Annotated in this window: 22 protein-coding genes and 1 pseudogene; 7 read left to right on the top strand and 16 right to left on the bottom strand. The window is 40.1% G+C overall.

Annotated features, from left to right (window positions below):
* Nucleotides 1-11 precede the first annotated feature (11 nt).
* The 15 genes and pseudogenes from QZL66_RS08175 to QZL66_RS08110 all read right to left on the bottom strand — a co-directional run bounded on the left by QZL66_RS08175 (nucleotide 12) and on the right by QZL66_RS08110 (nucleotide 13,153).
* Nucleotides 12-815, bottom strand: coding sequence for a hypothetical protein (locus QZL66_RS08175; protein WP_022411235.1), 804 nt, complete (start codon nucleotides 813-815; stop codon nucleotides 12-14).
* Nucleotides 816-899: 84 nt separating this feature from the next.
* A complete protein-coding gene (locus QZL66_RS08170) occupies nucleotides 900-1,634 on the bottom strand; it encodes a phosphorylase family protein (RefSeq protein ID WP_022411234.1) in 735 nt (244 codons plus the stop codon).
* Nucleotides 1,635-1,788: 154 nt separating this feature from the next.
* Nucleotides 1,789-2,403 (bottom strand): AAA family ATPase, encoded by a 615-nt coding sequence (locus QZL66_RS08165; RefSeq protein ID WP_022411233.1) that lies wholly within the window; start codon nucleotides 2,401-2,403, stop codon nucleotides 1,789-1,791.
* 2 nt (nucleotides 2,404-2,405) lie between these two features.
* The gene (locus QZL66_RS08160) at nucleotides 2,406-3,536 is read right to left on the bottom strand and encodes an amidohydrolase family protein (RefSeq protein ID WP_022411232.1); all 1,131 of its coding nucleotides are present in this window, start codon (nucleotides 3,534-3,536) and stop codon (nucleotides 2,406-2,408) included.
* Nucleotides 3,529-3,972 (bottom strand): nucleoside 2-deoxyribosyltransferase, encoded by a 444-nt coding sequence (locus QZL66_RS08155; RefSeq protein ID WP_293602028.1) that lies wholly within the window; start codon nucleotides 3,970-3,972, stop codon nucleotides 3,529-3,531. Before QZL66_RS08155 ends, QZL66_RS08160 begins: the two co-directional genes overlap by 8 nt.
* Nucleotides 3,965-4,363 carry a cytidine deaminase family protein gene (locus tag QZL66_RS08150; protein ID WP_293602026.1) on the bottom strand — a complete coding sequence of 133 codons (399 nt, stop codon included), beginning with the start codon at nucleotides 4,361-4,363 and terminating at the stop codon, nucleotides 3,965-3,967. The genes QZL66_RS08155 and QZL66_RS08150 overlap by 8 nt, the downstream gene beginning before the upstream one ends.
* Nucleotides 4,364-4,630: 267 nt before the next feature.
* Nucleotides 4,631-4,738, bottom strand: a pseudogene (locus QZL66_RS11965) (transposase); the annotation flags it as partial.
* Between the two features lie 142 nt (nucleotides 4,739-4,880).
* Nucleotides 4,881-5,312: a hypothetical protein gene (locus QZL66_RS08145; protein ID WP_293602025.1), complete on the bottom strand. Its 432-nt coding sequence runs from the start codon at nucleotides 5,310-5,312 to the stop codon at nucleotides 4,881-4,883.
* Nucleotides 5,278-5,637 (bottom strand): hypothetical protein, encoded by a 360-nt coding sequence (locus tag QZL66_RS08140; protein WP_293602023.1) that lies wholly within the window; start codon nucleotides 5,635-5,637, stop codon nucleotides 5,278-5,280. The genes QZL66_RS08145 and QZL66_RS08140 overlap by 35 nt, the downstream gene beginning before the upstream one ends.
* Before the next feature lie 783 nt (nucleotides 5,638-6,420).
* Nucleotides 6,421-7,656: an ISL3 family transposase gene (locus QZL66_RS08135; RefSeq protein WP_022411230.1), complete on the bottom strand. Its 1,236-nt coding sequence runs from the start codon at nucleotides 7,654-7,656 to the stop codon at nucleotides 6,421-6,423.
* Nucleotides 7,657-8,149: 493 nt separating this feature from the next.
* Nucleotides 8,150-9,127 (bottom strand): HipA domain-containing protein, encoded by a 978-nt coding sequence (locus tag QZL66_RS08130; protein WP_022411229.1) that lies wholly within the window; start codon nucleotides 9,125-9,127, stop codon nucleotides 8,150-8,152.
* Nucleotides 9,128-9,138: 11 nt separating this feature from the next.
* Complete coding sequence (locus QZL66_RS08125) at nucleotides 9,139-9,384, bottom strand: hypothetical protein (protein ID WP_022411228.1); 246 nt, start codon at nucleotides 9,382-9,384, stop codon at nucleotides 9,139-9,141.
* Nucleotides 9,385-9,398: 14 nt separating this feature from the next.
* The gene (locus tag QZL66_RS08120; protein ID WP_022411227.1) at nucleotides 9,399-9,830 is read right to left on the bottom strand and encodes a hypothetical protein; all 432 of its coding nucleotides are present in this window, start codon (nucleotides 9,828-9,830) and stop codon (nucleotides 9,399-9,401) included.
* Nucleotides 9,831-9,949: 119 nt separating this feature from the next.
* Nucleotides 9,950-12,607: a helicase-related protein gene (locus QZL66_RS08115; protein ID WP_293602022.1), complete on the bottom strand. Its 2,658-nt coding sequence runs from the start codon at nucleotides 12,605-12,607 to the stop codon at nucleotides 9,950-9,952.
* 21 nt (nucleotides 12,608-12,628) lie between these two features.
* Nucleotides 12,629-13,153 (bottom strand): transposase, encoded by a 525-nt coding sequence (locus QZL66_RS08110; protein WP_369677371.1) that lies wholly within the window; start codon nucleotides 13,151-13,153, stop codon nucleotides 12,629-12,631.
* A 13-nt stretch (nucleotides 13,154-13,166) separates the two neighbouring features.
* On the opposite strand from QZL66_RS08110, the gene QZL66_RS08105 reads away from it, so the two are divergent.
* Nucleotides 13,167-13,706 carry a phage major capsid protein gene (locus QZL66_RS08105; RefSeq protein ID WP_293602021.1) on the top strand — a complete coding sequence of 180 codons (540 nt, stop codon included), beginning with the start codon at nucleotides 13,167-13,169 and terminating at the stop codon, nucleotides 13,704-13,706.
* A gap of 33 nt (nucleotides 13,707-13,739) precedes the next feature.
* Here the strand turns inward: QZL66_RS08105 and QZL66_RS08100 are convergent, their stop codons facing one another.
* Complete coding sequence (locus tag QZL66_RS08100) at nucleotides 13,740-14,300, bottom strand: hypothetical protein (RefSeq protein WP_022411224.1); 561 nt, start codon at nucleotides 14,298-14,300, stop codon at nucleotides 13,740-13,742.
* 287 nt (nucleotides 14,301-14,587) lie between these two features.
* Between QZL66_RS08100 and QZL66_RS08095 the strand changes: the two genes are divergently transcribed.
* The 6 genes from QZL66_RS08095 to QZL66_RS08070 all read left to right on the top strand — a co-directional run bounded on the left by QZL66_RS08095 (nucleotide 14,588) and on the right by QZL66_RS08070 (nucleotide 20,323).
* Nucleotides 14,588-15,607, top strand: coding sequence for a helix-turn-helix transcriptional regulator (locus QZL66_RS08095; protein WP_022411223.1), 1,020 nt, complete (start codon nucleotides 14,588-14,590; stop codon nucleotides 15,605-15,607).
* A 441-nt stretch (nucleotides 15,608-16,048) separates the two neighbouring features.
* Nucleotides 16,049-16,471, top strand: coding sequence for a hypothetical protein (locus tag QZL66_RS08090; RefSeq protein ID WP_022411221.1), 423 nt, complete (start codon nucleotides 16,049-16,051; stop codon nucleotides 16,469-16,471).
* Nucleotides 16,464-17,540: a PD-(D/E)XK nuclease family protein gene (locus QZL66_RS08085; protein ID WP_022411220.1), complete on the top strand. Its 1,077-nt coding sequence runs from the start codon at nucleotides 16,464-16,466 to the stop codon at nucleotides 17,538-17,540. Before QZL66_RS08090 ends, QZL66_RS08085 begins: the two co-directional genes overlap by 8 nt.
* A gap of 40 nt (nucleotides 17,541-17,580) precedes the next feature.
* Nucleotides 17,581-18,549 carry a DnaA/Hda family protein gene (locus QZL66_RS08080; RefSeq protein ID WP_022411219.1) on the top strand — a complete coding sequence of 323 codons (969 nt, stop codon included), beginning with the start codon at nucleotides 17,581-17,583 and terminating at the stop codon, nucleotides 18,547-18,549.
* A 69-nt stretch (nucleotides 18,550-18,618) separates the two neighbouring features.
* Nucleotides 18,619-19,314, top strand: coding sequence for a hypothetical protein (locus QZL66_RS08075; protein WP_293602018.1), 696 nt, complete (start codon nucleotides 18,619-18,621; stop codon nucleotides 19,312-19,314).
* Between the two features lie 364 nt (nucleotides 19,315-19,678).
* Nucleotides 19,679-20,323, top strand: a complete 645-nt coding sequence (locus QZL66_RS08070; protein ID WP_022411217.1) for a DarT1-associated NADAR antitoxin family protein — start codon at nucleotides 19,679-19,681, stop codon at nucleotides 20,321-20,323.
* The last annotated feature ends 174 nt before the right edge of the window (nucleotides 20,324-20,497 follow it).

The following is a 20,497-nucleotide window of genomic DNA, read 5'->3' as shown; positions in this document are numbered from 1 at the left end:
CCATCATGAGTCTAATCCACCTTTATAATATAAAAATATTCTACACATGATTCTTTTTCATATATCGCATGCATATTTTTAAATCTTGTGAGTACTTTCTTTAGCCTTTCATCAAATGCTTTTAAAGTATTTCTACAATTAGGCAATTCCATAAAAATATTATCTTTATTAAGAAATCCCATTGGATGTGACAAGATTAACAAGCCTTGATTATTTATGTTGTTAGTAACAAATTTAAAGAAAAATTCTAAACGTGTATTAGGCATCAAACATCTTAATGCGACTATTGCATTCATTTCTCTTCCTGTGCCAATTACAAATGAATCGTCCTCAAAGTCAGCTTCAAAGCTCTCTATAACTTTGTTACTATCGATATTATTTACAGAGCTACCGATTTGCTCCAAGGCGTAATATTTAAAGCACTGGTTATTAGGAATTTCTTTTCCATCAGCTGTTCCAACAAATAAAACCTTCTCGCCAAACTTGCAATATTGTTTTAGCATGTTAGTAATATACTCATACCATGCGCCATTATATCCAATGTTTCTCTCGCTTGAGGCAGATTCCCAAAAGCCATCCTGTCCGTACTTTTTTTCTCTATAGTACATATATCTATCACTTACAAATCTAGAAAATGCTTCTGGATTTTCAATTCCTTTCAGTTTTGATACAAAAGTAAGATCCATCATATCTCTAACTGAAACACTTTTCATTTCATCAATGACTTTGATATCTAAATCATTATTCTGTAGAAACACTTGAATATCATTTAAGACTTCTCTCTTTACATCTATGTTGTACCATTCTCTATTCATACATATACTCCGGAAACTCTTTGAAACTATTATTCGTTCTTTTTAAGTTACGACATTTATTGCAAGTATTTTCTTTGTATTCCTTCAAAAATTCCATAATAATTGCGGTAGTTTTTTTCTGTATTCACTTATAGATTTTGAATTAGAATTACTCTGCTTACCATCAAGTTGCTCGATTTCTTTTTCTCTGTGCATAGGATCATCAATTTGAACGGCAATACCTGCATAGCATAATCCTGCTAGTCTGGCACATGTTGCTTCTGGATCACAGGTCTGCCCCACAACATCCCATCCCATTTTATTGTAAAAGTCCAATTCAGCTTTAGTTTCGATACGTGGCCAGCCGTGAAAACAAACATAAGTAGCATCTGTTACCACGTCGAAAGGTACCTTCTTTGCTGCTATCTTCAATTTATTCGTTAGATTTTCACAAAATGGTCTATACATTTCCGCATTATGAAATCCATACTGCTGATTAACTGAAATGTGATAATTACCCATACCAACAAAATCTCCTAATATGTATGTAGTACCTGCACTTCTTTCAGGTACGATTCCTCCAACTACAAAAGTTCCTACTAAATTCTTACACCCCATATTCGTAACTGCTTCAATATTTTGCTGATAATTTATCATATCTGATGAAACTTTTTGCCCGTTAAATCTACCGTAGATAATCAACACATCAATACCACTTACATTCCCAACATAGCATCTATCTACTGGACCATATGAGGTATCAACAGTAATTCTCTTAAGCTTATAATTTTTAATCATTTCATCACTTCTCATAATAAACGCAATTTCTGGCTTAAACATCAAATCACACCTTTATCTTTAAAGCTCAAACTTCGCACATGAATTTTCGCCATGTACCTCGAAAATCTAATATCCGGCAACAGCTTAACTATCAACATTCAGTGCTCTAGGTATTCTGTAGTTTTGACTTAAGAAATTGATCTGCATTCTCTACTCAAGTGCAGATAGCTTTTGCAAACTTTGAAATAATATAGTTACACATTTCATCAACAGTGCCTGAAAAGCAATCAATTTCAATCAATTTTTTTCCGTATTTACGCTGTATTTCCTTTTCTAACTCTAAACGTTGAGCATCATGCTTAGCTAAGTCATTTGTAAGTTCATTATCCCATGCTGACAAATCTGTCTTGTCTAATAAATGCTTTTTAATCACTTCTCTATCAGAACGAATATAAATAACATAATCTGGTTCCAAGGAATCCTCTGCCAATCTTGCATACCCTGCTGCAATAGCCTTGGCGATATCTTCTTGCTCATTAATATAACCATGAGCTCTTAAATGAGCGATGCTTGAAGTATACGTTTTATCTCGTACAACACTTACTTTTTTCAACATCTTATTTATACGCAACTCATCTAGTAATAAGTCCACCAAGTATAAATACTCAATTTCCTTTGTCTTTCCAGTGTTCAAAATAACCCGAAGACTGTCCCCATACGAAGTATTGGAAAAAATACTCTTTACATATTCCGCATCCAGCATCTCTGCTAATCGCTTTGCAATGGTTGTTTTGCCTGTACCCGGCATTCCTTCAACTAAAACATACATCTCTACACCTCTATCATTTTACATTTTATTTTTCCATTTATTACACCTTCAAATAATTCATTGACATCGTCACCTTCGTACTCAGCATTTATAAATACGCTTTTAATTCCCGCTTCAATATTTCCTGTATACAAAGCATTATTAAATACTTTTCCTGGAATCCTTGTAATACTCCTCCAAAGTTTCTCTGTTGAAATATGTGGATACATATTTTTTGCGGCTCTTGCTTGCTCTATTAAGGAAAAAGTTCTTCCTGTTCCTAGTCCATCTGACGCAATACACCACGGAATTTCTAAATCCTCTAGCAATTCCAGATCAATCATTTTAGTGTTCAGAAAGGCATTCGATATTGGGCAAATAGCCATTATAGCACCTCTGCTTTTCACAATTTCCAAATCTCTTTCTGTACAGTAGCCACCGTGTACAAGTATAGATTTCTCTGACAAAAGCCCATATTCATCAAGCAATTCTACCGATGAAATACCATGAATACTTTTTTCAAGATTAACAGTTTCCTCATCTTCTGAGATATGTACTGTAATAAAAGCAGCACCTATATTGATGCAATCTTTAGCCAATTTAAAAGACTCAATGTCATTGGCGTAGATAGAGTGCAAAAAAACGCCTATTTTATTCTTAATAGATTTATTTTTGCTCAGATACTCTTTGAATCCTTTAATACCAGCTTTCTTATATGAGGAAAGTTTTTTGCTATTCATGATTGGATATCCAGACATGGTAAGCATCTTATATTCATCCGCTATTTCTGCAGATCTCGCTGCACAAAATCCAACCGTACCTTGATTCCACATCTCCTGTGCCGAAAATCTTGCGCTTTCTATCCAACGCTTGTCTTTCTCTTCTTTAGTTAATTGTTCATTGTACTTTTCTGTGTATTCAAGATACTTTGAAATTGTCCAATCAGTGCCATCAATATGCCTAAAAAGGCTTTCTCCTAAATGGCTATGTATATTGAAAAAGGAAGGAAGTAATACACCGCTGCAATTTTTAATTAAATTGTTTGTTTTTTTTATTTCAGCGACTCTTCCTCCTAGACATTCCATTTCAACTAGTGCAATTTGAAAAGTACCGTTTTCTTCTAATAAACACCTTGCAACTATTATGTTATTCAAGATTATCTAACACTTCCTCTATCTTATTAAAATCAAATATTTCAACGTTTTTATTTGTCATGCCTCGAAACATAGGGGAATATGCAGTCGTACTATTACTATCCCAAAAGCAAATAATACGCTTGCTTCTTGAAGTGGCATAACCCAATTCAATATAAGTTCCATCTGTTCTTATTGACTGATGTTGATATGAAGGAAATAAAAAAATGCATGCATCTGCTTCATCAATCCATCCCAAATCTCTTTCTACAATAATATTGTCAGGCTCTATTTTATTTCTACCGTATTCTTCAACAACATGTGCCGAAAAAACCTGAAATCCTAACTTACTTAATGCATTGATGATTTTTGTATGAATGCAAAAAAAATCTTCATCAAAACCATTCTCTGCTATCAAATTAGATATAGGTCCTCCTACAAAAACCTTTTTACTCATCGCTTTGATTTCCCCACCATTCATTTATTAATTCGCTGAGTGTCCTCACCTCGTGGTTCGACATCATTATTTTTATATTTTTTGAATATGCTCCTAATTGGCACATGCACTCTTGGCAAACTCCACAAGGATTTATTATTCTACCATTATCCTTAACTGCAATTATTCTGGATATTTCTGTCTCCCCATTTGTTAGCATTGTTCCTATGGCATTTCTCTCGGCACACAAACCTACTGCACATGAATTCGCAAGACTAACTCCCGAATAAATATTGCCATTAGTCGTAAGTATAGCTGCCGCTACAGAGCCGACTTTCATGTATTTTGACAACTTTTTCTCACCTTGAAGTCTACATGCTTCCACATATAGTTTTTCCCATTCTTTATCCATTTTCGTCTTCTTAATTTACTATATATACGTTCTGCAATTTCAGTCATTTTAGCATTCACTTCATTTGATATTAGTGTTGCCTTTTAAGCAACCAGTTTTTTAGTAAATTCGTTTGATAAGTATTATTCTTCTACCATTCTTATCAGCTTTAATTAAGAGCCTGTGCTCATAAGCGTTTTAAGAGCGTAGCAGCATGAGAAATCATAATCATATACACAGGAGATTTCCCATTATTTTGTCCCATACGCCGTTATTTCTTGCTCGGCGCTAAAAACTCCATACCGTATCATGTAGCGGATGGTCATGCAGCAGCATTCTCCACTGGCAGCCTGTCTTTATGATATACAGCACTGCTTCTACCAATGATCTCTTATGATATTTGCTTTTATTTTCGGATGGAAAGAATTATTTGATTACTTCCCATTGCTCGTCTGTCAAATCACTTTTGTAATTTGTTGCTTCATACTCTTTTTCCATATCTCCTATTATATCACTTTTTTGTTATGAACACAAGCTCTTATATGAACTTCAGCAACTTCTTTTCCATATAGAATTCATATTCCATCTTCTTTAATCCAACCTTATCAAACTGAACAGCTATCGAAATACCTTCAATTGCCGTAATCTTGCCGAGGCCAAATGCTTTATGTTTCACCTGCCTTCCGACGATATCGGCTGGTATTTCTATCTGCGGTTTGGGTTCTGGTTTCGGAACAATCGGTACAACAAGTGAAGACTTCTTTGCTCCTTTTTTCTTGGCAGCAACCAACATTTTTGTATACTCAGCATCAACATTCTTGCCACGATTTTTGTAGTCATCCATATCCTTAAACACGAACATTTGTGGTTTCTTTACATCATTATCTGATACAGGCCTTATTGGGAACATCCATACTTTTCGATCATTACCATCTTCACCGGGCTGCACATCTGTGTATGGCTTGCTCACGAGTTCTATTCTTCCGCAGTAGGATATATTCTCCAGCATCAATGACCTCAAACAGATGGACATCCACTCCATTATAATCAGATTCAGCCAATGTGGCATTCTGCGCCCAATGAATATCCTGATCACCTGATTTGCCCATGCCCGTATAATGTAAAATCCCACCGATCCACTTATCGTGATAAAGACCTTTTGTATAATCTGATACGATAACAAGTGTATTCGTTGTTCTTGAACGGCGCATACCTCCTATGTTTCCGCATTTGAATATTCTAACAATATCTTCATTTTTTATAATTTGTCCTATTTCTAATCCTGAATTAAACATAGACGGTCCTCTAATCTTAATATCTATTCCGCTGTTCACGAACCCTTAAAATTGTTGAGTTGCCGGATTGGTTGTCAATTTTTTTCGTTTTCCAAAATCATCCCCAAATGCTTGTATCTAATCCACTGACACACATTTTGCAGTAGATATATTTCCATATAAGAAAACCTAGCTTTTAATGTGCCATTTGCATTTCTCTCAAACCTCTACCATCTCAAACTGACAAGTGTGTTTTTTACTCTTCTTATCATAGTTCACGCCAACAAATAAAACTGGCTCTTTACGAAATGTTGGGGTAGTAAAATCCATCTGTAAACAGAAGCAAACGGCTGCGTATCAAAGCAGCAACCACGGCATCTCAGCCACCGGAGGGTTTACTTCCCACGGCTATTCCTGTCGGAACAGAGTATCTTTTGTCAATTGATCTGCGTATGTATCCTATGCAGTCGATCTGATCATCGACTTTGCGGTCTGTCATTCTCGCTCTCCACCTGATTGGAATTGAATAGTAGGTGTGTCATGGCGTGCTTTCCGCTGCATCACAACCCGATACTTCGGGAATGCGGTGGTGATTTGCATCACGTTATCCTGGACGCAGATCTCTGTATTTGCTCCTGCTGTATTCACTTGTCAAGCTACAGATGGTTTACTACCCAAGATCAAACTATCGTTTGATCTTGAATATATTATACCACAAAAGAACAGACTTGTAAAATCTGCGATTTGACCTTTTTGCAGATTTGACAAACGTTTTATTTTGTGGTATAATATATACCCTTATTTTTACGGCTGCCCATTTTGGGCAGCTTTTTCTATTTCTCGCCGCCTATAAGAGCCGGAAAACATATGCAGGATGCGATTTCGGAAACGTCCAAAATTCCGGTAGCCATAGGCATTTCGCTTTAGCACTTTGATCCGGTTGTTGCAGCCCTCTGTGTAACCATTGGTGTACGGGCAGTCAAATGAATGGAGTATTTCCTCTTTCCATTCTTCTATGGTGTCACAGCAGGCTTCAAACTCATTTAATCCACTGTTCCGGGCAAGGCTTAGCCAAAGGTCTAATGTTTGTTCTGCTGCTTCTCCGGTGTCACAGTCCAGCACTTGTAAAAAATCATCTTTGATGCGATGGGCTTTGTGCAGCCGTTCTGACAGCTGGAGCATGGCAGTCACGTGTTCCTGATCCGATTCCTCCAGATAGTCAAATCGCTTGTTCAGCAACACTCTGGAACGCTTGAACTGCACTCGCTCCTTGCGGCTAAGCTTCGCTTGCTCTTGTTTCCGGATCGATTCAAATGCCCAGATCACTTGCCGTATCCAGTGATACTTATCTACTACTCGCACAGCCTTGGAAAACACCTCTGCTGCCGTATCCTGATAGGGCTTCCACATATCGGAAATGAAACGTGTGACCTTTTCTCTTGCTTTTTCTTTCCACTGTAAGAAATACGATTTGACATCCCTTTTGTGCCGGTCTGGTAGAATGTCCAGCACCTTTTTCTTTTCCGGATCTGTAACAATGCACTGATATTTTTCCCGTCCAGTGTTTCCCTTAAACTCATCGATCGCAACAGACTGCTCCAGAACTGGTAATTCATCAAAGCAAACATTTTGATCGAATGTGCGGATCACCGTGGAAACAGATGTACCAATCTCTCTGGCGACACTGGAAAACGAGTATTCATTCTCCAGCTTCCAACAGATCTGATTTGTCAGACGTGCAGTCATTCTGGCATATCTGGGCAACAAGTCATTCTTTTCCGGAAAACGCTTGCAGCAGCTTTTGCATACATACCGACGTTTCCGCAAAATCAGTGTCGTTTCTTTTCCGAGGATCGATACCTCTTTGATTTTTTGCTGCCGATAGTCATGTACTGCATCTGTCAGAACACCGCACTCTGGGCAAGGCTGCTCCTGACGCTCCATCTCAATATGGAGTGTGACAGTATCACGATCGGATTCCACTTTTGTCAGATGCAATCCGTCAATATCAAATAGTTGTGCTGCAAAATCAGTAGGCATAGCAGATTCTCTTTTCCGGTTTCACGATATTTTCTTTCCGATTATACCAGAAACGTTCCGGCTTGTAAAATCTGCAAACTTGTGTCATCGCAGATTTTACAAGTCACTGATTCTGTGCTATACTAACTTTGTCTGTGCAGAATCGACTTGATACAAAAAGAGATGCCGTCATTTGACAGCATCTCTTACAATATGGTATAATAGAACAGTCGGCTTCTTCCGTCAGGAAGGAGGTGAACGTATTTGCTGTATTACATGATTTCGCTTTTCACTTCTGTTATGGTAGACATTATCCTGTATAAGGTCTACAAATGGCTAGACAGGAAGTAAGCCCGACAAATAGCCTAACACATTGCCTGATTCCACTTGGATAAGGCGAAAGCCCTCAGAGCTGCAACTCTGGGGGCTTTCTTTTTGCGTGAACGCATTGCCTTTACATGATTTCTTTTCGTTTCTATTATAGCACAGCATCACAAGAATGTCAACTATTTTTTTATAATCCCAAATGGTTTTGGCGGCGTTTTTTCAGGATTTCTTGCTTTGCATTCTCTAATGCTGGCAGCAAAAAAGTTTCTAGTCTTTTGGACATAGACTTCATGTAAAATTGCTTTCTTGCTTGCGAACAAACTAGGTATCCATTATATGTTTCTGGAATATTCTCGATAAAATCGTAGATTTCGTGCATTTTTAGTTGAATTACAGGAATCATTCTTTTTTCCGCTAACAAAAGACCTGGATATTTTAATGTTTCTAAATCTCTTGCTAATAGTGGTTTCCCTTTTAAACCATAGGTTGTCGCTGTGTTTCGTATGCTTGATTGTATTCTTGTTTCATCACTAAGCATCAATTCCAATCTCTTTTCTGTACATTTATTGGCAAAAGATGCACCATTATCAAATACAGGTGCAAGACGATACGCATCATTCTCATAGAGTACACCCCAGTTTCCATTGTTGCGATCTGTATTATTAATTAGGATGTCTATGAGCATTTGAGTCCAAAATCGTTCTGTTATACCGCTTACTTTGCTGAGAATAGGGTTGTATCGTAAGTGCAGAAGGATTTCTTCAAGGTCAACTAGATGTGAATCCGAGGTAGAGGATAGGCTTTCTTCCAGTTTCTTAGAGAGTTCATTGTTATATACATTTTTCAAAGTCCGAATTTCACGAAGGGAGCCTTCTTTTTGACAAAAATCTTTGCAGGCAACTACTAGTTTGCCATTTCGGATTCCTAAAATAGTTTGATGCACGTCAATTCCAAGTATTTCATAGATGTGACTTCCTATATATTCAGACAGCGGTGCTGTCATATATGACAGCACATCACCACGCATTCCTTTTGTACTTTTGGGGTACTTTACAATCCAATATGTTCCATCAATTGTAATACCTTCTTTTTCGCCAGCTTGTCCACCATATGTGCCATTTCTCTCATTGGTTAAGTATGGATCAAGATTATATATTTGCTGCATAATTTCTCCCTTCAATCCGGAAACATATACTTTTCGCAAATCATATCCCACTGATGTACATTCAAAACGTCAGGTACAAGCATTTTTGACCAGTTTTCAATGGCATCTGATATACTCATAAATGCTCCCATATCGTTTTCTTCATCTGCTTTTTCAGCTGTTTTTATCATATCTTTGATTGCATCGGGAAGTTTATCATAAAAATCAGAAATATCAATTACATTGTCATTTGCAATCCATCGAAATTTTTTTGCCATCGGAACCACTCCTTTTAATAATATACCATCGCCATACTTGCCAGTTCCATAAATGCTGTCTTGTTTTCCGGAAGAATACGCAATCCCTGAAAGCTCTCATCATGTGCAAAGTAATATGTTGCCAAAGCTTCTGTCAGAGCGGCATCATCTGCTTCCTCTATTTGGTGCAGCATATCATTTACCGTTTGCGTAAAAGTTGTACAGCGTAAACCATTTTGTGTGAAATACTCTATTTCATGAAAATCTGGAACAAGGTTGTAGTTGATATTTTGGTAAATGCCCTTTTTTCGTGCGTAAACATCGATCACTCGTTCATTCAAATATCCAGTGAACAGTCCCATATATTCCAGTGCAGATACACCACATAAAATGACATCTTCTGTGACAACACTTTTCAACCACATTCCATGGGAGAGAAAATCACCGCTTTTTCGGGTTTCCATCATTTCATCCGCCTCCTGCATTCAATTTCTCTATTCATACCATACACGATTTCGTTCCATTTGTCAAGTAGCTTACTCGCCCGATTTGATATTCCGGCACAGATAGCACATCCGGATTTTCGTTATAGACTAACGCAGTCTTTCGATTTTCTTTCCTGTTCCGCAGCATTTTGTTCCGGTGCATCAGAACCTTCGCTGACGATCTCGTCCTTGTCCTGGAACTGTAATGCAGCATTCAGTTCTGCCAAACGGCTGGATTTTGCCTGATATTCTGCTTCTTTTGCAAATGGTTTTTGGATCTCCACTTCTGCCGTGTGCAGCTGTGTTTGAATATCCTCCAGTTGGTGCGTAGCATTCCGAATTCTGTCCTCGATACCACGGAGTACGTTGTCGATTCTGGTGATGTTTCCGGAACTGTCATCACCCAGCTCCAGTCGATGCACACCGCTATGTTCCAACGTCATGGTGTAACCCTTTTGCAGCGGCTCAAACCGTGCAAACATAGTAAACCCACAGTATTCGCCGATCTCCGCCTTGGAATTGTCCGGCTTGACAAAGCTGCGGATCGCCTGCATCAGTGCAGCAGCTGCTTTTTTCCGCTCTGTGTATACCACGCCACGAACGCACATAGGCGAGAATCCGTCCACATTTGGTGTGTAATGCTCTGTATAGTGCTTCATGTCGTCGGTGTAGTGCTGAATGAATTGCTCCTTTTGCTGAATTTGCTTGGGATATTCATTCCGCACCATGTCTTCCATTCGATACCGCTGATTTCTCCAGCTGTTTCGGGAAGCTTTCAGCTTGGAAACCTCAATGTCCAGTTCCATCTGCTCTTTTAGCCGAGGATCTCCGGTGCAGACTGCCTTGACCTCAGCATAGGACAATGCACGATCGTCCACGTCCTCTACATCTCGGTTCGGCGATTTGGATGTCATGATCTGACCGGTGATCTTTTGTTTCCGCTCGATAGTCTGCCAACTGTAGGCATCAAAGGTGTCCTCTGTGACATAGCGATAGATGTGGACTTCTTTGTTTTGATTGCCCTGTCGGATGATCCGTCCTTCCCGCTGCTCGATGTCGCTTGGACGCCAGGGTACATCTATATGATGTAATGCGATCAGACGCTCCTGTACATTTGTGCCTGCACCCATCTTTTCCGTAGAGCCGAGCAGCACACGCACTTTTCCTTTTCGTACCTTTTCAAAGAGGGCTTCTTTCTGCTTGTTGGTGCTTGCTTCGTGGATATATGCGATTTCTTCCGCTGGGATACCCATGTCGATCAGATGGTTTTTGATGCTGTCATAGATGTTGGTAAATTCTTCGCTGCTCTTGAATTTGTCCGGTGTGGACAGATCTGAGAAGATCAGCTGTGCAGACCGCTGCTCGCTGGTTTCCCGCCAGATGCGGTATACATTTTTGGCACACGTCATCGCCTTGCTGTGTTCCGATTCCGGCAAATCGTGGTTCAGCAGCCGCTGATCCAGAGCCAGACTTCTGCCGTCGTTGGTGATGGACAGCATATTGTCCATGGAACTGTCTACGCCGCCGCCGTGAACTCTGTCCGCACGTTCCATAAAGGACTGCATAAACTGCTTCTGGATCTCGGATGATGGCAGCACTTCAGTGTGAAAAACGGCTTTTGGTACGTCCAGATTTAGCATATCGGCGGTCTGAATGTCTGCGATCTCTCGGAACAAGTTGGTCAGTTCCGGCAAGTTGTGGAACTTGGAAAATCTGGTCTTGACACGGTATCTGCCGCCCTCCGGAGCGACTTCACCGGCAGTGACCGCTTCCAGAAAGTTACCCGCCCAACAGTCAAAGTGGATCATGCCCATTTCCGTCAAGGTGTCGTGCTGGAGATACTTCTGAAAGGTGTAAGCTTCTGCAATACTGTTCGAGATTGGCGTGCCGGTGGCAAAAGTACAGCCTTTTCCGTGGGTGATCTCGTCCAGATACTGTACTTTCATATACAAGTCCGATGCACGGGAAGAACCACTGGAAATTCCTACGTTCTGCATTTTTGTGAAGATCTCCAGATTTTTGAACATATGGGCTTCGTCCAGAAACAGATGATCTATGCCCAGTTCCTCAAAGTATACTGTGTCGTCATCTCGCTTTTTGTCCTGTAAAGCTTCTAGCTTCTTCTTGATCTTTTTCCGAGATGCCTCCATTTGCTTGACTGTGAAACTGCGTCCATTTCCGGAGTGATTCAGTTCTTCGATCCCTCTGGTGATCTCATCTTCCTGCTGCCAGAGCAACGCCCGTTCCCGTTCCGGCGATACAGGGATCATGGTAAACTGGCTGTGTCCCATAATAATGGCATCATAATCGCCCAGCATTGCCTTGGTGAAGAACTCTTTTCGCTTGTCTTGCTCAAAAGTCGCCTGTGTCGCCACAAGGATATTGGCAGAGGGATAGAGTTTGATGTAATCCAATGCAAACTGCTCTGTCAGGTGATTGGGAACAACCACCAGACTTTTCCGGCACAGCCCCAGCCGTTTCAGTTCCTGTGCCGCAGCGATCATTTCAAAGGTCTTTCCGGCACCAACGGCATGAGCCAACAGTGTGTTTTTGCCGAACAGGATTCTGGCAACGGCATTTTTCTGATGCGGTCGCAGTGTGATGTCCGGATTCATGCCGGGCAGCTGTAAGATGCTGCCGTCATACTCCCGTGGACGGATGCAGTTGATCGACTGATTGTAGATCTGACAGAGATTTTCCCGACGGTCTGCATCTTCCCAGATCCATTCGGAAAAACGTTCTGAAATTGTCAATAACACTTGACACATTTCCAACAAGGATTATGAAGCGAAACGTGCGACGGCAACCGCTGCGTAGAATCTTTGCCTCTTTACAGCAGGAGGAAGCCCGCCAATGGACGAGCAGATCCTGCGGTTGCTCCAGTAACTCATGAAATACCGCCAGACCATGAATTTCAGTTCTTCTATTTTGTAATGTTCTGTCTTCCTGCCCCGATGATAAAACAATTCCTCTTTCATCCTTGCCCAGATGCTTTCACATCTCGCATTATCATGGCCTCTTCCTCCAGCACGGTTCATACTCTGCACAATGCCATATTTTTGAATGACTGCCCGATATGCAGCACTGGTATACTGGCTGCCGCGGTCGGAATGCGCAATGGCTCCTCGAATCTCCGGATACCGCAAGCTCGCATTTTTTAGTGTTTCACAGCACAGTTCGGCTCGCATATGATCCGCCATGGCAAGACCATTCGGCATCAGGTCATAGCAATCAAAGATCGCTGAAACATACAGTTTTCCGTCTTTTGCCGGAATTTCTGTAATATCTGTCACGCACTTTTGCAATGGTGCATCTGCTGTGAAATCGCGTTTCAGAAGATCATCAGATGATCTTGCAGGCTATGTTTACAGGGAATTCGGTCACTGTTTCGGCAGAGCAGAGGAAAATATATGCCTGAATGGTATCGGTCAGGCTGAACCAAAGGGATTGCTCCATTTTGCTGAAATTGGCGTTACAGCAAGTACGCTCACAGCAGATGCAGTTATTGAATTGTTCTTCAGTCTGGACAAGCAGTATCGCAAAAATGCGGTATGGGTGACGAATGACGAAACTGCTATGACACTTCGTATGCTGAAAGACAGTGCCGGAAATTTTCTCTGGAGAAGCACGGACGATACGATTTTCAGCCATACAGTTGTCATCAGCAACTACATCAACGACAGCACAATTGTCTTTGGAGACCTTTCTTATTATTGGCTCATCGAACGTCAACCACTTGCTGTACGCCCTCTAAACGAGCTTTACGCACAGGAAAGCTGTCTTGGGCTGATTGCAGCGGAACGTATTGACGGCAAGCTGGTGCGTCCGGAGGCAGTCAAGCTGTTTAAACTGAATTAAGGGCGACACAATGCCGCCCCTGTAATTCGCTTATTATTCCATATGTCTGAATGCAGAATTGCCCGTGAGGTTCCGCAGAAGAATCTTACGGGTAGTTTTATATTCAGTACCGATCATACCAAGCCGTAGTAAAAAACAGCGAAAGGTGTATTTTTCATTGTCGGTTTTCTTAACTGTTCCCACTCTTTTCTGTCTGTTTGTCATTTCACACAGCTTGATGACAAGTTCTGTATAGGCTCTGATTTCATCAGAATCCTGCGTATAGGGAAGCCATGGAAAGCTGATTTTCTCCACACTGGTTTTGACTGTAAGCGTATCTGTTCCGATTGCTTTTTTCAGCAGACTTGCTTTGCCTGCGATGATTTGTTCAAGTACTGCAATTTTCTCATCGGGCAGCGTATCTCTTGGAACTGAAAGTGTAAGACAGTCCGTTTCTGTTCCTTCGCTCTCCCAGCCATGCTCCTTTAGATGATTGAGAAGTGTCATAGCATCAATATTATCGGAAATCGTCAGCGTTCCGTCACGTTCCAGAATGCAGTCGCCAATCTGATAGTTACAAGGTTGGCACTTCCAGATAACATGGATTTGTTCCAAGAATTTCTCCGATATGGTCAGCAAGTCCTCTGCGTTTTCTGCTTTGCAGATTGATTTTCATTTGAATTGTACCTCCTTGAATTTGGTAGGTACATTATAAATCAGGTTTGGAATAATAGCAAGGGTGTGTAGGAAAGTTATAAATTTATTATCAAAGCAATACATAGGATACATATTTTATTAAAATTAATATATAAGATAAACGATATATAGGGTTTTACTTGCAAATTTTATCAATGTGATGTATAATATAGACATACAACCAACGAATTTTAGGAGAATTGCTTATGACCGATATGCAGCCGAAGAAAATGATCATACTCGATATCTTACATATTTTAAAAAAGCACTCTGATAAAGAGCATAGGTTATCCCAGCATGATATACAGAAATTATTAGTATCGGAATATGGAATGAAAGTTGACCGCAAAACCATCAGTCGCAATATTACTACGCTTGTTCAGTGTAACTATCCGATCGAATATGGCAACATCGGCGATGAAACAATCCTGACAAATATCTATTATGATCACAAATTCCTGAACGGCGAACTTCGTCTGCTGATAGATAATATCTTGTTGATGGACGGTCTGTCGAAAAAAGATCGTATCAGTTTGATCCGTCGTATCGAAGGACTGTCGAGCAAGTATTTCCATTCTGAAATCTCCAAGATTGATATGGATATATACGGTACGATTGAAAACAAACAAATCATACTGACACTTGAAGAGATCGGCAGTGCCATTGCTGAGGGAACACAGGTCACATTTTATTACTCCGACTATGGTATTGACGGGGAACCGAAAATCAGGCGTGACAGTAATGGGAAAGAGAAACAGTATACTGTTAATCCCTATCAGATCATATCCAAAAATGGACATTCCTATTTAATCTGCAACCTGCCGGAATACCATGATCTGACGCATTTTCGTATTGATCGTATCAAGGACTGCCGTAAAACAGATGCGCCTTCCAGATCGCTTCGTATGCTGAAAGGCTTTGAAACAGGCATTAGACTCTCGGAGTATATTAAGTCTCACCCAAATCTCTGGAGCGGTACTCCCACACATATTACGTTCCAGTGTAAGCAATATATGATGAACGATGTCGCAGACAGCTTTGGTACTGACATACATATTGAAGAACTTTCTGATGATATGATGAAAGTTCACGTTTATGCAAGCGAATCCTCCATGCTTCACTGGGCGGTGCAGTTTGCTGATGCTGTTGAAGTTTTATCACCTGCAAGTTTACGCAAACAGATCGCTGAAACACTGCGAAACGCTCTTGAAAAATATGAAACATAAGTATCCCTTTTTTGGTACATCGACCGTGATATAATAGAATTACAAACGAAAGGGAACGTTCAGCTGATACCGTCTGTTGGTCGTGTTGCACATTTACGACATCATTTTTTTGTGCAAAAGGGAGAATTTTCGGATTTTCGCCCGAATCTTCGGAATTGAGATTTTTGTGTGCTATAATGACAACATAAAGAGAAAGAGTGAGGAGGTATGCTTATGTATCAGTACACTTGCGATTCAAAGTATTGTGCTACCTGTTCCTGCTGGTCAGGCGAGCGGAGGATCTGCGATCATTTTGGCTCAAGACTTGAGGTCAGCAGCCCAATGGCTACAGGCAAGTGCATGAATCAGAAGTCAGGTGCGTGGCAGCAAACAAGACAAGCAAACGGCGGATGCTCTGCACATGAAAAGTGGGGAGCGCTGAAATAACAGGAGGGATGACACATGGAATTCAGATGCAAATTATCAGAGGTGGACGAGCTGGTTTTCCGACTGAAGAAAGCAGTGAAAGGTCCGCTCCGCACATATGAGGTTCATCCCACAGAGGAATCGCTCGGCTGGGGACGCAGTATGGTCTGCGAATATGATTATACTGTCCATGTACCGGAGCTGAAAATCTATTTCCGAGATGCAGTAGAGTTTGAGTTCGATGAAGAAGAGCAGGATGATGTGCCGATTGAAGAAATCATACATTGCTATCGTGAGGGCGAAACAGAGCCGGATTACGGCGTTTACAGCAGTATTTTGAACCATGTGTTGTGGTACATCAAAGACGCTGGACTTTCCATTGAAAACCCCGAAGAGCTTGAATGCGTGATTGATATGCCGTATGATGTGGATTTGAAGGAGGGTATGCCAAATGAATGAGTCAATTTTCAGCAGATTATTCCGCTATAAACAGACGGAGAAAATGTCACCGAAAGAAAACTATTTGACGGAAATGCTTGCTTGGATGATTGACAGCTTGTCGCAATTCGGACAGGATTATGTCCTGTTTCTGAATTCCAAATGCAAAGAAAAACTAAACTTTGATGCAAACTGTCCGTTTACAGTCTCAGCAAGAACACAGGTTGCAGTAAAAGATGGTTTTATAGACATGGTGATTATAACAGACCAAAATCTTGGCTTTATTTGTGAACACAAAGTCGACAGCGAGTTGAGCAATAATCAAATTAAAAAATACTATGATTGTCGTGCAGAAATTGACAGTAATCTTGAATTTCAGACGGTTCTATTGACAAAGAGTAAAGATCAGCACGAGCAGAATCCAGACATTCAGATTATCTGGCATGACGTATATGAATTCTTCTCTGATCCAATCAGAAAAGAATCATATAATGCAGACGAAAAGATAATAATCGAACAGTTTTTAAAGTATCTTACGGAGGTTGGTATGGGGATGAAAAGCAGCATTCAAATTGGAAGCGTGGAAAATTACTGCGAGGCTATGAAATTGGATCAGACTTTGAAAGGTATTTTTTGCGAAATTTTAGATGACACTTCGTGGGAAACGAAATGTAACGGTCTCACAGACTTTGTGGCATCATATAATCCGGGAGTTCCTGTCAAACGGTGGGGAAGAATCGGTATTGAATTCTCAGACGAATGGAAGCCAAGCATTTTTGCAGGTGTCGTACTTGACAATTCAGACCATAAACTACAAGGGTTTAATAATCAACCTCAGCTTGTTGTACTGATTGATTGTGATCCCGAAGTTAAAAACGAGTTTCAATCGTTATTTACTCAAATTCCAAATCATGAAGAAGGTTTTAGTATAGATACATCTCCAAAAAACAAATGGCGTTTACTAATTCTTCAAAAGCCTTTAAAAGAGGTTTTAAAACACGTTGAATACGAAGAACAGAAAAAGGATATATCGGATGAAATCATTTTAGGTATCAATTTGATATTGAAATATTTTAACGGTATTATGTGAAAAACTACTTGAAAGGAGCAAGAATAAAGGAGCAAGAATAATGTCAGATAATAAGAAAGGCAGCAGATTCACATTCGACAGCTTTGAGGTCACCAAAGCAAACAGCAAAGCCTTTGAGAAAGCTAAGCAGTTTGCAGAAAATGCGGATTTAAAGCCGTTTGCAATATTCGGCGGCACGGCAACCGGCAAGACGCATCTGCTCTATGCTGTCAAAAATGCAATTGAGCAGAATTCGCCTGATCTTCATGTTATCCTCACAACTACAGCGGATATGATATCCTCTCTTACAAATATCATCAGTAACAGCGGTTCTGCAGAGCAGTTCCGTGAACAGTATATGCAGGCGGATGTCCTTCTTGTGGACGATATACAGGAACTTGCAGGAAAAGAGAAAACGCAGGACGAGCTTATACTTCTTTTCAATATGTTTTACGAATCCGGCAGACGTTTCATGATGACTTCTTCTCAGAAAGAATCTCACTTTGGCATTAAAGATCGTCTTTTAATACGCAGCTTCTGGGGCGAGTTCGCTGTAATTTCTAAGCCATATATCAATGCTCAGTTGCCTGCTGACGAAGAACGTGCTGTAATTCGTAATGGACTTTTGGAAGATGGCGAGCATCTTGTTGATGTTTTTGATCTCAATAATTTCAAAGCATATTTTATAAATATCTGGAAGTATTTCAGTAACTATATCGGATTATTTGATGTTGACCGCAAAGATATCAGGCTAGTAAATAATCTGAATGATATTCTGAATGTATTATTGGATGAAACACCATTGGAGGAGTGCGAGTGTCAGACTTGCATTCTGTTCACTAAAGCGATGCTCTATACTATTTCATCATATGATATTCAAGTGTACAAAGGCGGCTTTTATGGCAACGGCGTTCTTTACATCCCGTTGCCTCATCATGCAGGGACAAGTGATTATGAAATAACGATCGACGAGTTCGATGAGGAGTTCTTACGGCTTTGTGAGGAATATCAAGAATATGAATGCTTCTAAACCATATTTCAAGTATTATTAGAAGTGTTGACGTTCTGATTAAGATTGGAGGCAGTGATGAGGGTATCTGTGTATTCAAGAGAAGCGATCGAGCATATCATAGCAGAAGGCTCATTCCCTAATAATACTGCTGTTATCAGCTTTTGTGATCCGGAGCTGAAACATATTGACAAAGACTATTCCCGTGTCGATTACAGCAGTGTTTGCAGTGATGTATTCTATTGCGAGGTGGATGACCTTGACCTTGATTATCTGCCGGAAAAGGGATATACCTATGAAAGCTTCTTTCCCGAAGCACCGGAGCTTGCTGAGTATATCAACAAAGCCTTCCGTGATGGCAAGGATATTATCTGTCAGTGCGAATACGGTCAGAGCCGCAGTGCAGGCTGTGCGGCAGCGATACTGGAGCATTTTTACCGCAGGGGTATTGACATTTTTGCAGATTACAAGTATTATCCGAATCAGGTGGTATATCACAAAGTATTTGATGCTCTGGAGTCGGCAGCATTTCAGCCTACAGAGTATCTTCAGCGTGTTTACGATTATTCCGGCACCAAGTTTCCGTTTGACAGAAATGCAGTAGAAGAAAGCCTGAACAGACTGCCACAGACCAAAAGAGACATTCTGTATATGTATCTGTGGGAGAAACAGTCGATGGCTTCAATTGCCAGACTGGTTGGATTCGAGAATTTAAGAATCGAACAGATTTTATCGGTATGCCATAGAAAGCTTGCACATTATATTGCAGGCAGTATAAGAAGATGATTCATCAAAAGTGCTTGCATTTGATGTAATCATTAAAATAGCTGACAGGCTGCACAATCAACATTAACACTTATATTAAACGGAGATTTGTTATAAGAACCTGTCTTCACAAGCGTATACAGGTGTCTTTTCGGCAAATTTTGCTGCATCCTGCGTGAAAAATACTTGCCGGGCGACAGCCCGCCTGCGTATTTTTGCCTTGCCTGCAACAAAATTATGCTCGAAAATCCACATATATTTCTTGTGAAGACAGGTTCTAAGATATTAAACGATTCTGGCTGATTTCTTCGCTTGCGTATTTGTTAGCTTGTCATGTCAGAAGATGCACATTTATAGTAATCATTTTATTTTGGAGGTTATTTTTATGGCAGTAAGACCGGTTTATATACCTAAAAATTCAGCACCTTTTTATGATATTGTGAACATTGAGTTCAAGTGGAACGGCGGTTTTGCAGTTTCGCAGAAACAGAAAAATATAAAAGCAATCCATGACGGTTTCAAATTGATTTATCCGGAAGCAAATCCGCTTGAAATTTCAAGCAAGTCACTTATTCAAATAGGTGTTGAACTCAGTGCATTCAATCTTATGAAATATGTACCCGAACTTAAAAAGAGCTTTCCTATAGAAAACGTATATCAGGCAGGAAAAGTATTTGAAAACGGCTGTCAATATACTGATTTGATGCTTGTATCTCCGAAAGATGCAAAACGTGATGAACGTCTTAAAAATAGCGGTAAACTGACTATGTTTAGATTCAGCGGACAAAATTTTCCGCTTATTCCTGAATCGCTTTTCTATAATTATATTTATATCAATGCGATTATCGAAAATGAGAAGCTTGCAAAGAAAATACTTGATTTTAACGGATTTACGGATATTGAGTTCAATCCTCAAAAAAGTATAAGCACGCAGGCTAAATCTGCTGCTATATACGTAGCTTTGGCAGGACTTGGAATGACTGGAAAAATAAAGGATTATAAAGACTTTTATTCACTGTTTATAAAATAGCAGAGGTGCTTTATGAAAGTTATAGTTTATTCAAGAGCAGAAATTGAAAAAGTCAGACCCAAATCAACCTAATTGTTCTACAAATCTTGCAAATGCTTCTTTTCCTTGTTTATCTCTCTTAAATACTCCGGCATCTTCAAGTACCTGTTCAAAAACTCTGCCGACTTCATAACG

This window comes from Ruminococcus sp. CAG:330 (assembly GCF_000437175.1).
Lineage (GTDB): Bacteria > Bacillota > Clostridia > Oscillospirales > Ruminococcaceae > Ruminococcus_C.
This window is presented reverse-complemented; position numbering and strand designations above follow the sequence as displayed.

Excerpts from the sequence above, each read along its gene's own strand:
- QZL66_RS08080 (WP_022411219.1), top strand. The coding sequence starts at position 17,581 with ATGTCAGATAATAAGAAAGGCAGCAGATTCACATTCGACAGCTTTGAG.
- QZL66_RS08165 (WP_022411233.1), bottom strand. The coding sequence starts at position 2,403 with ATGTATGTTTTAGTTGAAGGAATGCCGGGTACAGGCAAAACAACCATT.
- QZL66_RS08150 (WP_293602026.1), bottom strand. The coding sequence starts at position 4,363 with ATGGATAAAGAATGGGAAAAACTATATGTGGAAGCATGTAGACTTCAA.
- QZL66_RS08155 (WP_293602028.1), bottom strand. The coding sequence starts at position 3,972 with ATGAGTAAAAAGGTTTTTGTAGGAGGACCTATATCTAATTTGATAGCA.
- QZL66_RS08140 (WP_293602023.1), bottom strand. The coding sequence starts at position 5,637 with ATGTTTAATTCAGGATTAGAAATAGGACAAATTATAAAAAATGAAGAT.
- QZL66_RS08175 (WP_022411235.1), bottom strand. The coding sequence starts at position 815 with ATGAATAGAGAATGGTACAACATAGATGTAAAGAGAGAAGTCTTAAAT.
- QZL66_RS08085 (WP_022411220.1), top strand. The coding sequence starts at position 16,464 with ATGAATGAGTCAATTTTCAGCAGATTATTCCGCTATAAACAGACGGAG.
- QZL66_RS08070 (WP_022411217.1), top strand. The coding sequence starts at position 19,679 with ATGGCAGTAAGACCGGTTTATATACCTAAAAATTCAGCACCTTTTTAT.
- QZL66_RS08170 (WP_022411234.1), bottom strand. The coding sequence starts at position 1,634 with ATGTTTAAGCCAGAAATTGCGTTTATTATGAGAAGTGATGAAATGATT.
- QZL66_RS08095 (WP_022411223.1), top strand. The coding sequence starts at position 14,588 with ATGACCGATATGCAGCCGAAGAAAATGATCATACTCGATATCTTACAT.
- QZL66_RS08135 (WP_022411230.1), bottom strand. The coding sequence starts at position 7,656 with ATGCCTACTGATTTTGCAGCACAACTATTTGATATTGACGGATTGCAT.
- QZL66_RS08125 (WP_022411228.1), bottom strand. The coding sequence starts at position 9,384 with ATGGCAAAAAAATTTCGATGGATTGCAAATGACAATGTAATTGATATT.
- QZL66_RS08120 (WP_022411227.1), bottom strand. The coding sequence starts at position 9,830 with ATGATGGAAACCCGAAAAAGCGGTGATTTTCTCTCCCATGGAATGTGG.
- QZL66_RS08090 (WP_022411221.1), top strand. The coding sequence starts at position 16,049 with ATGGAATTCAGATGCAAATTATCAGAGGTGGACGAGCTGGTTTTCCGA.
- QZL66_RS08130 (WP_022411229.1), bottom strand. The coding sequence starts at position 9,127 with ATGCAGCAAATATATAATCTTGATCCATACTTAACCAATGAGAGAAAT.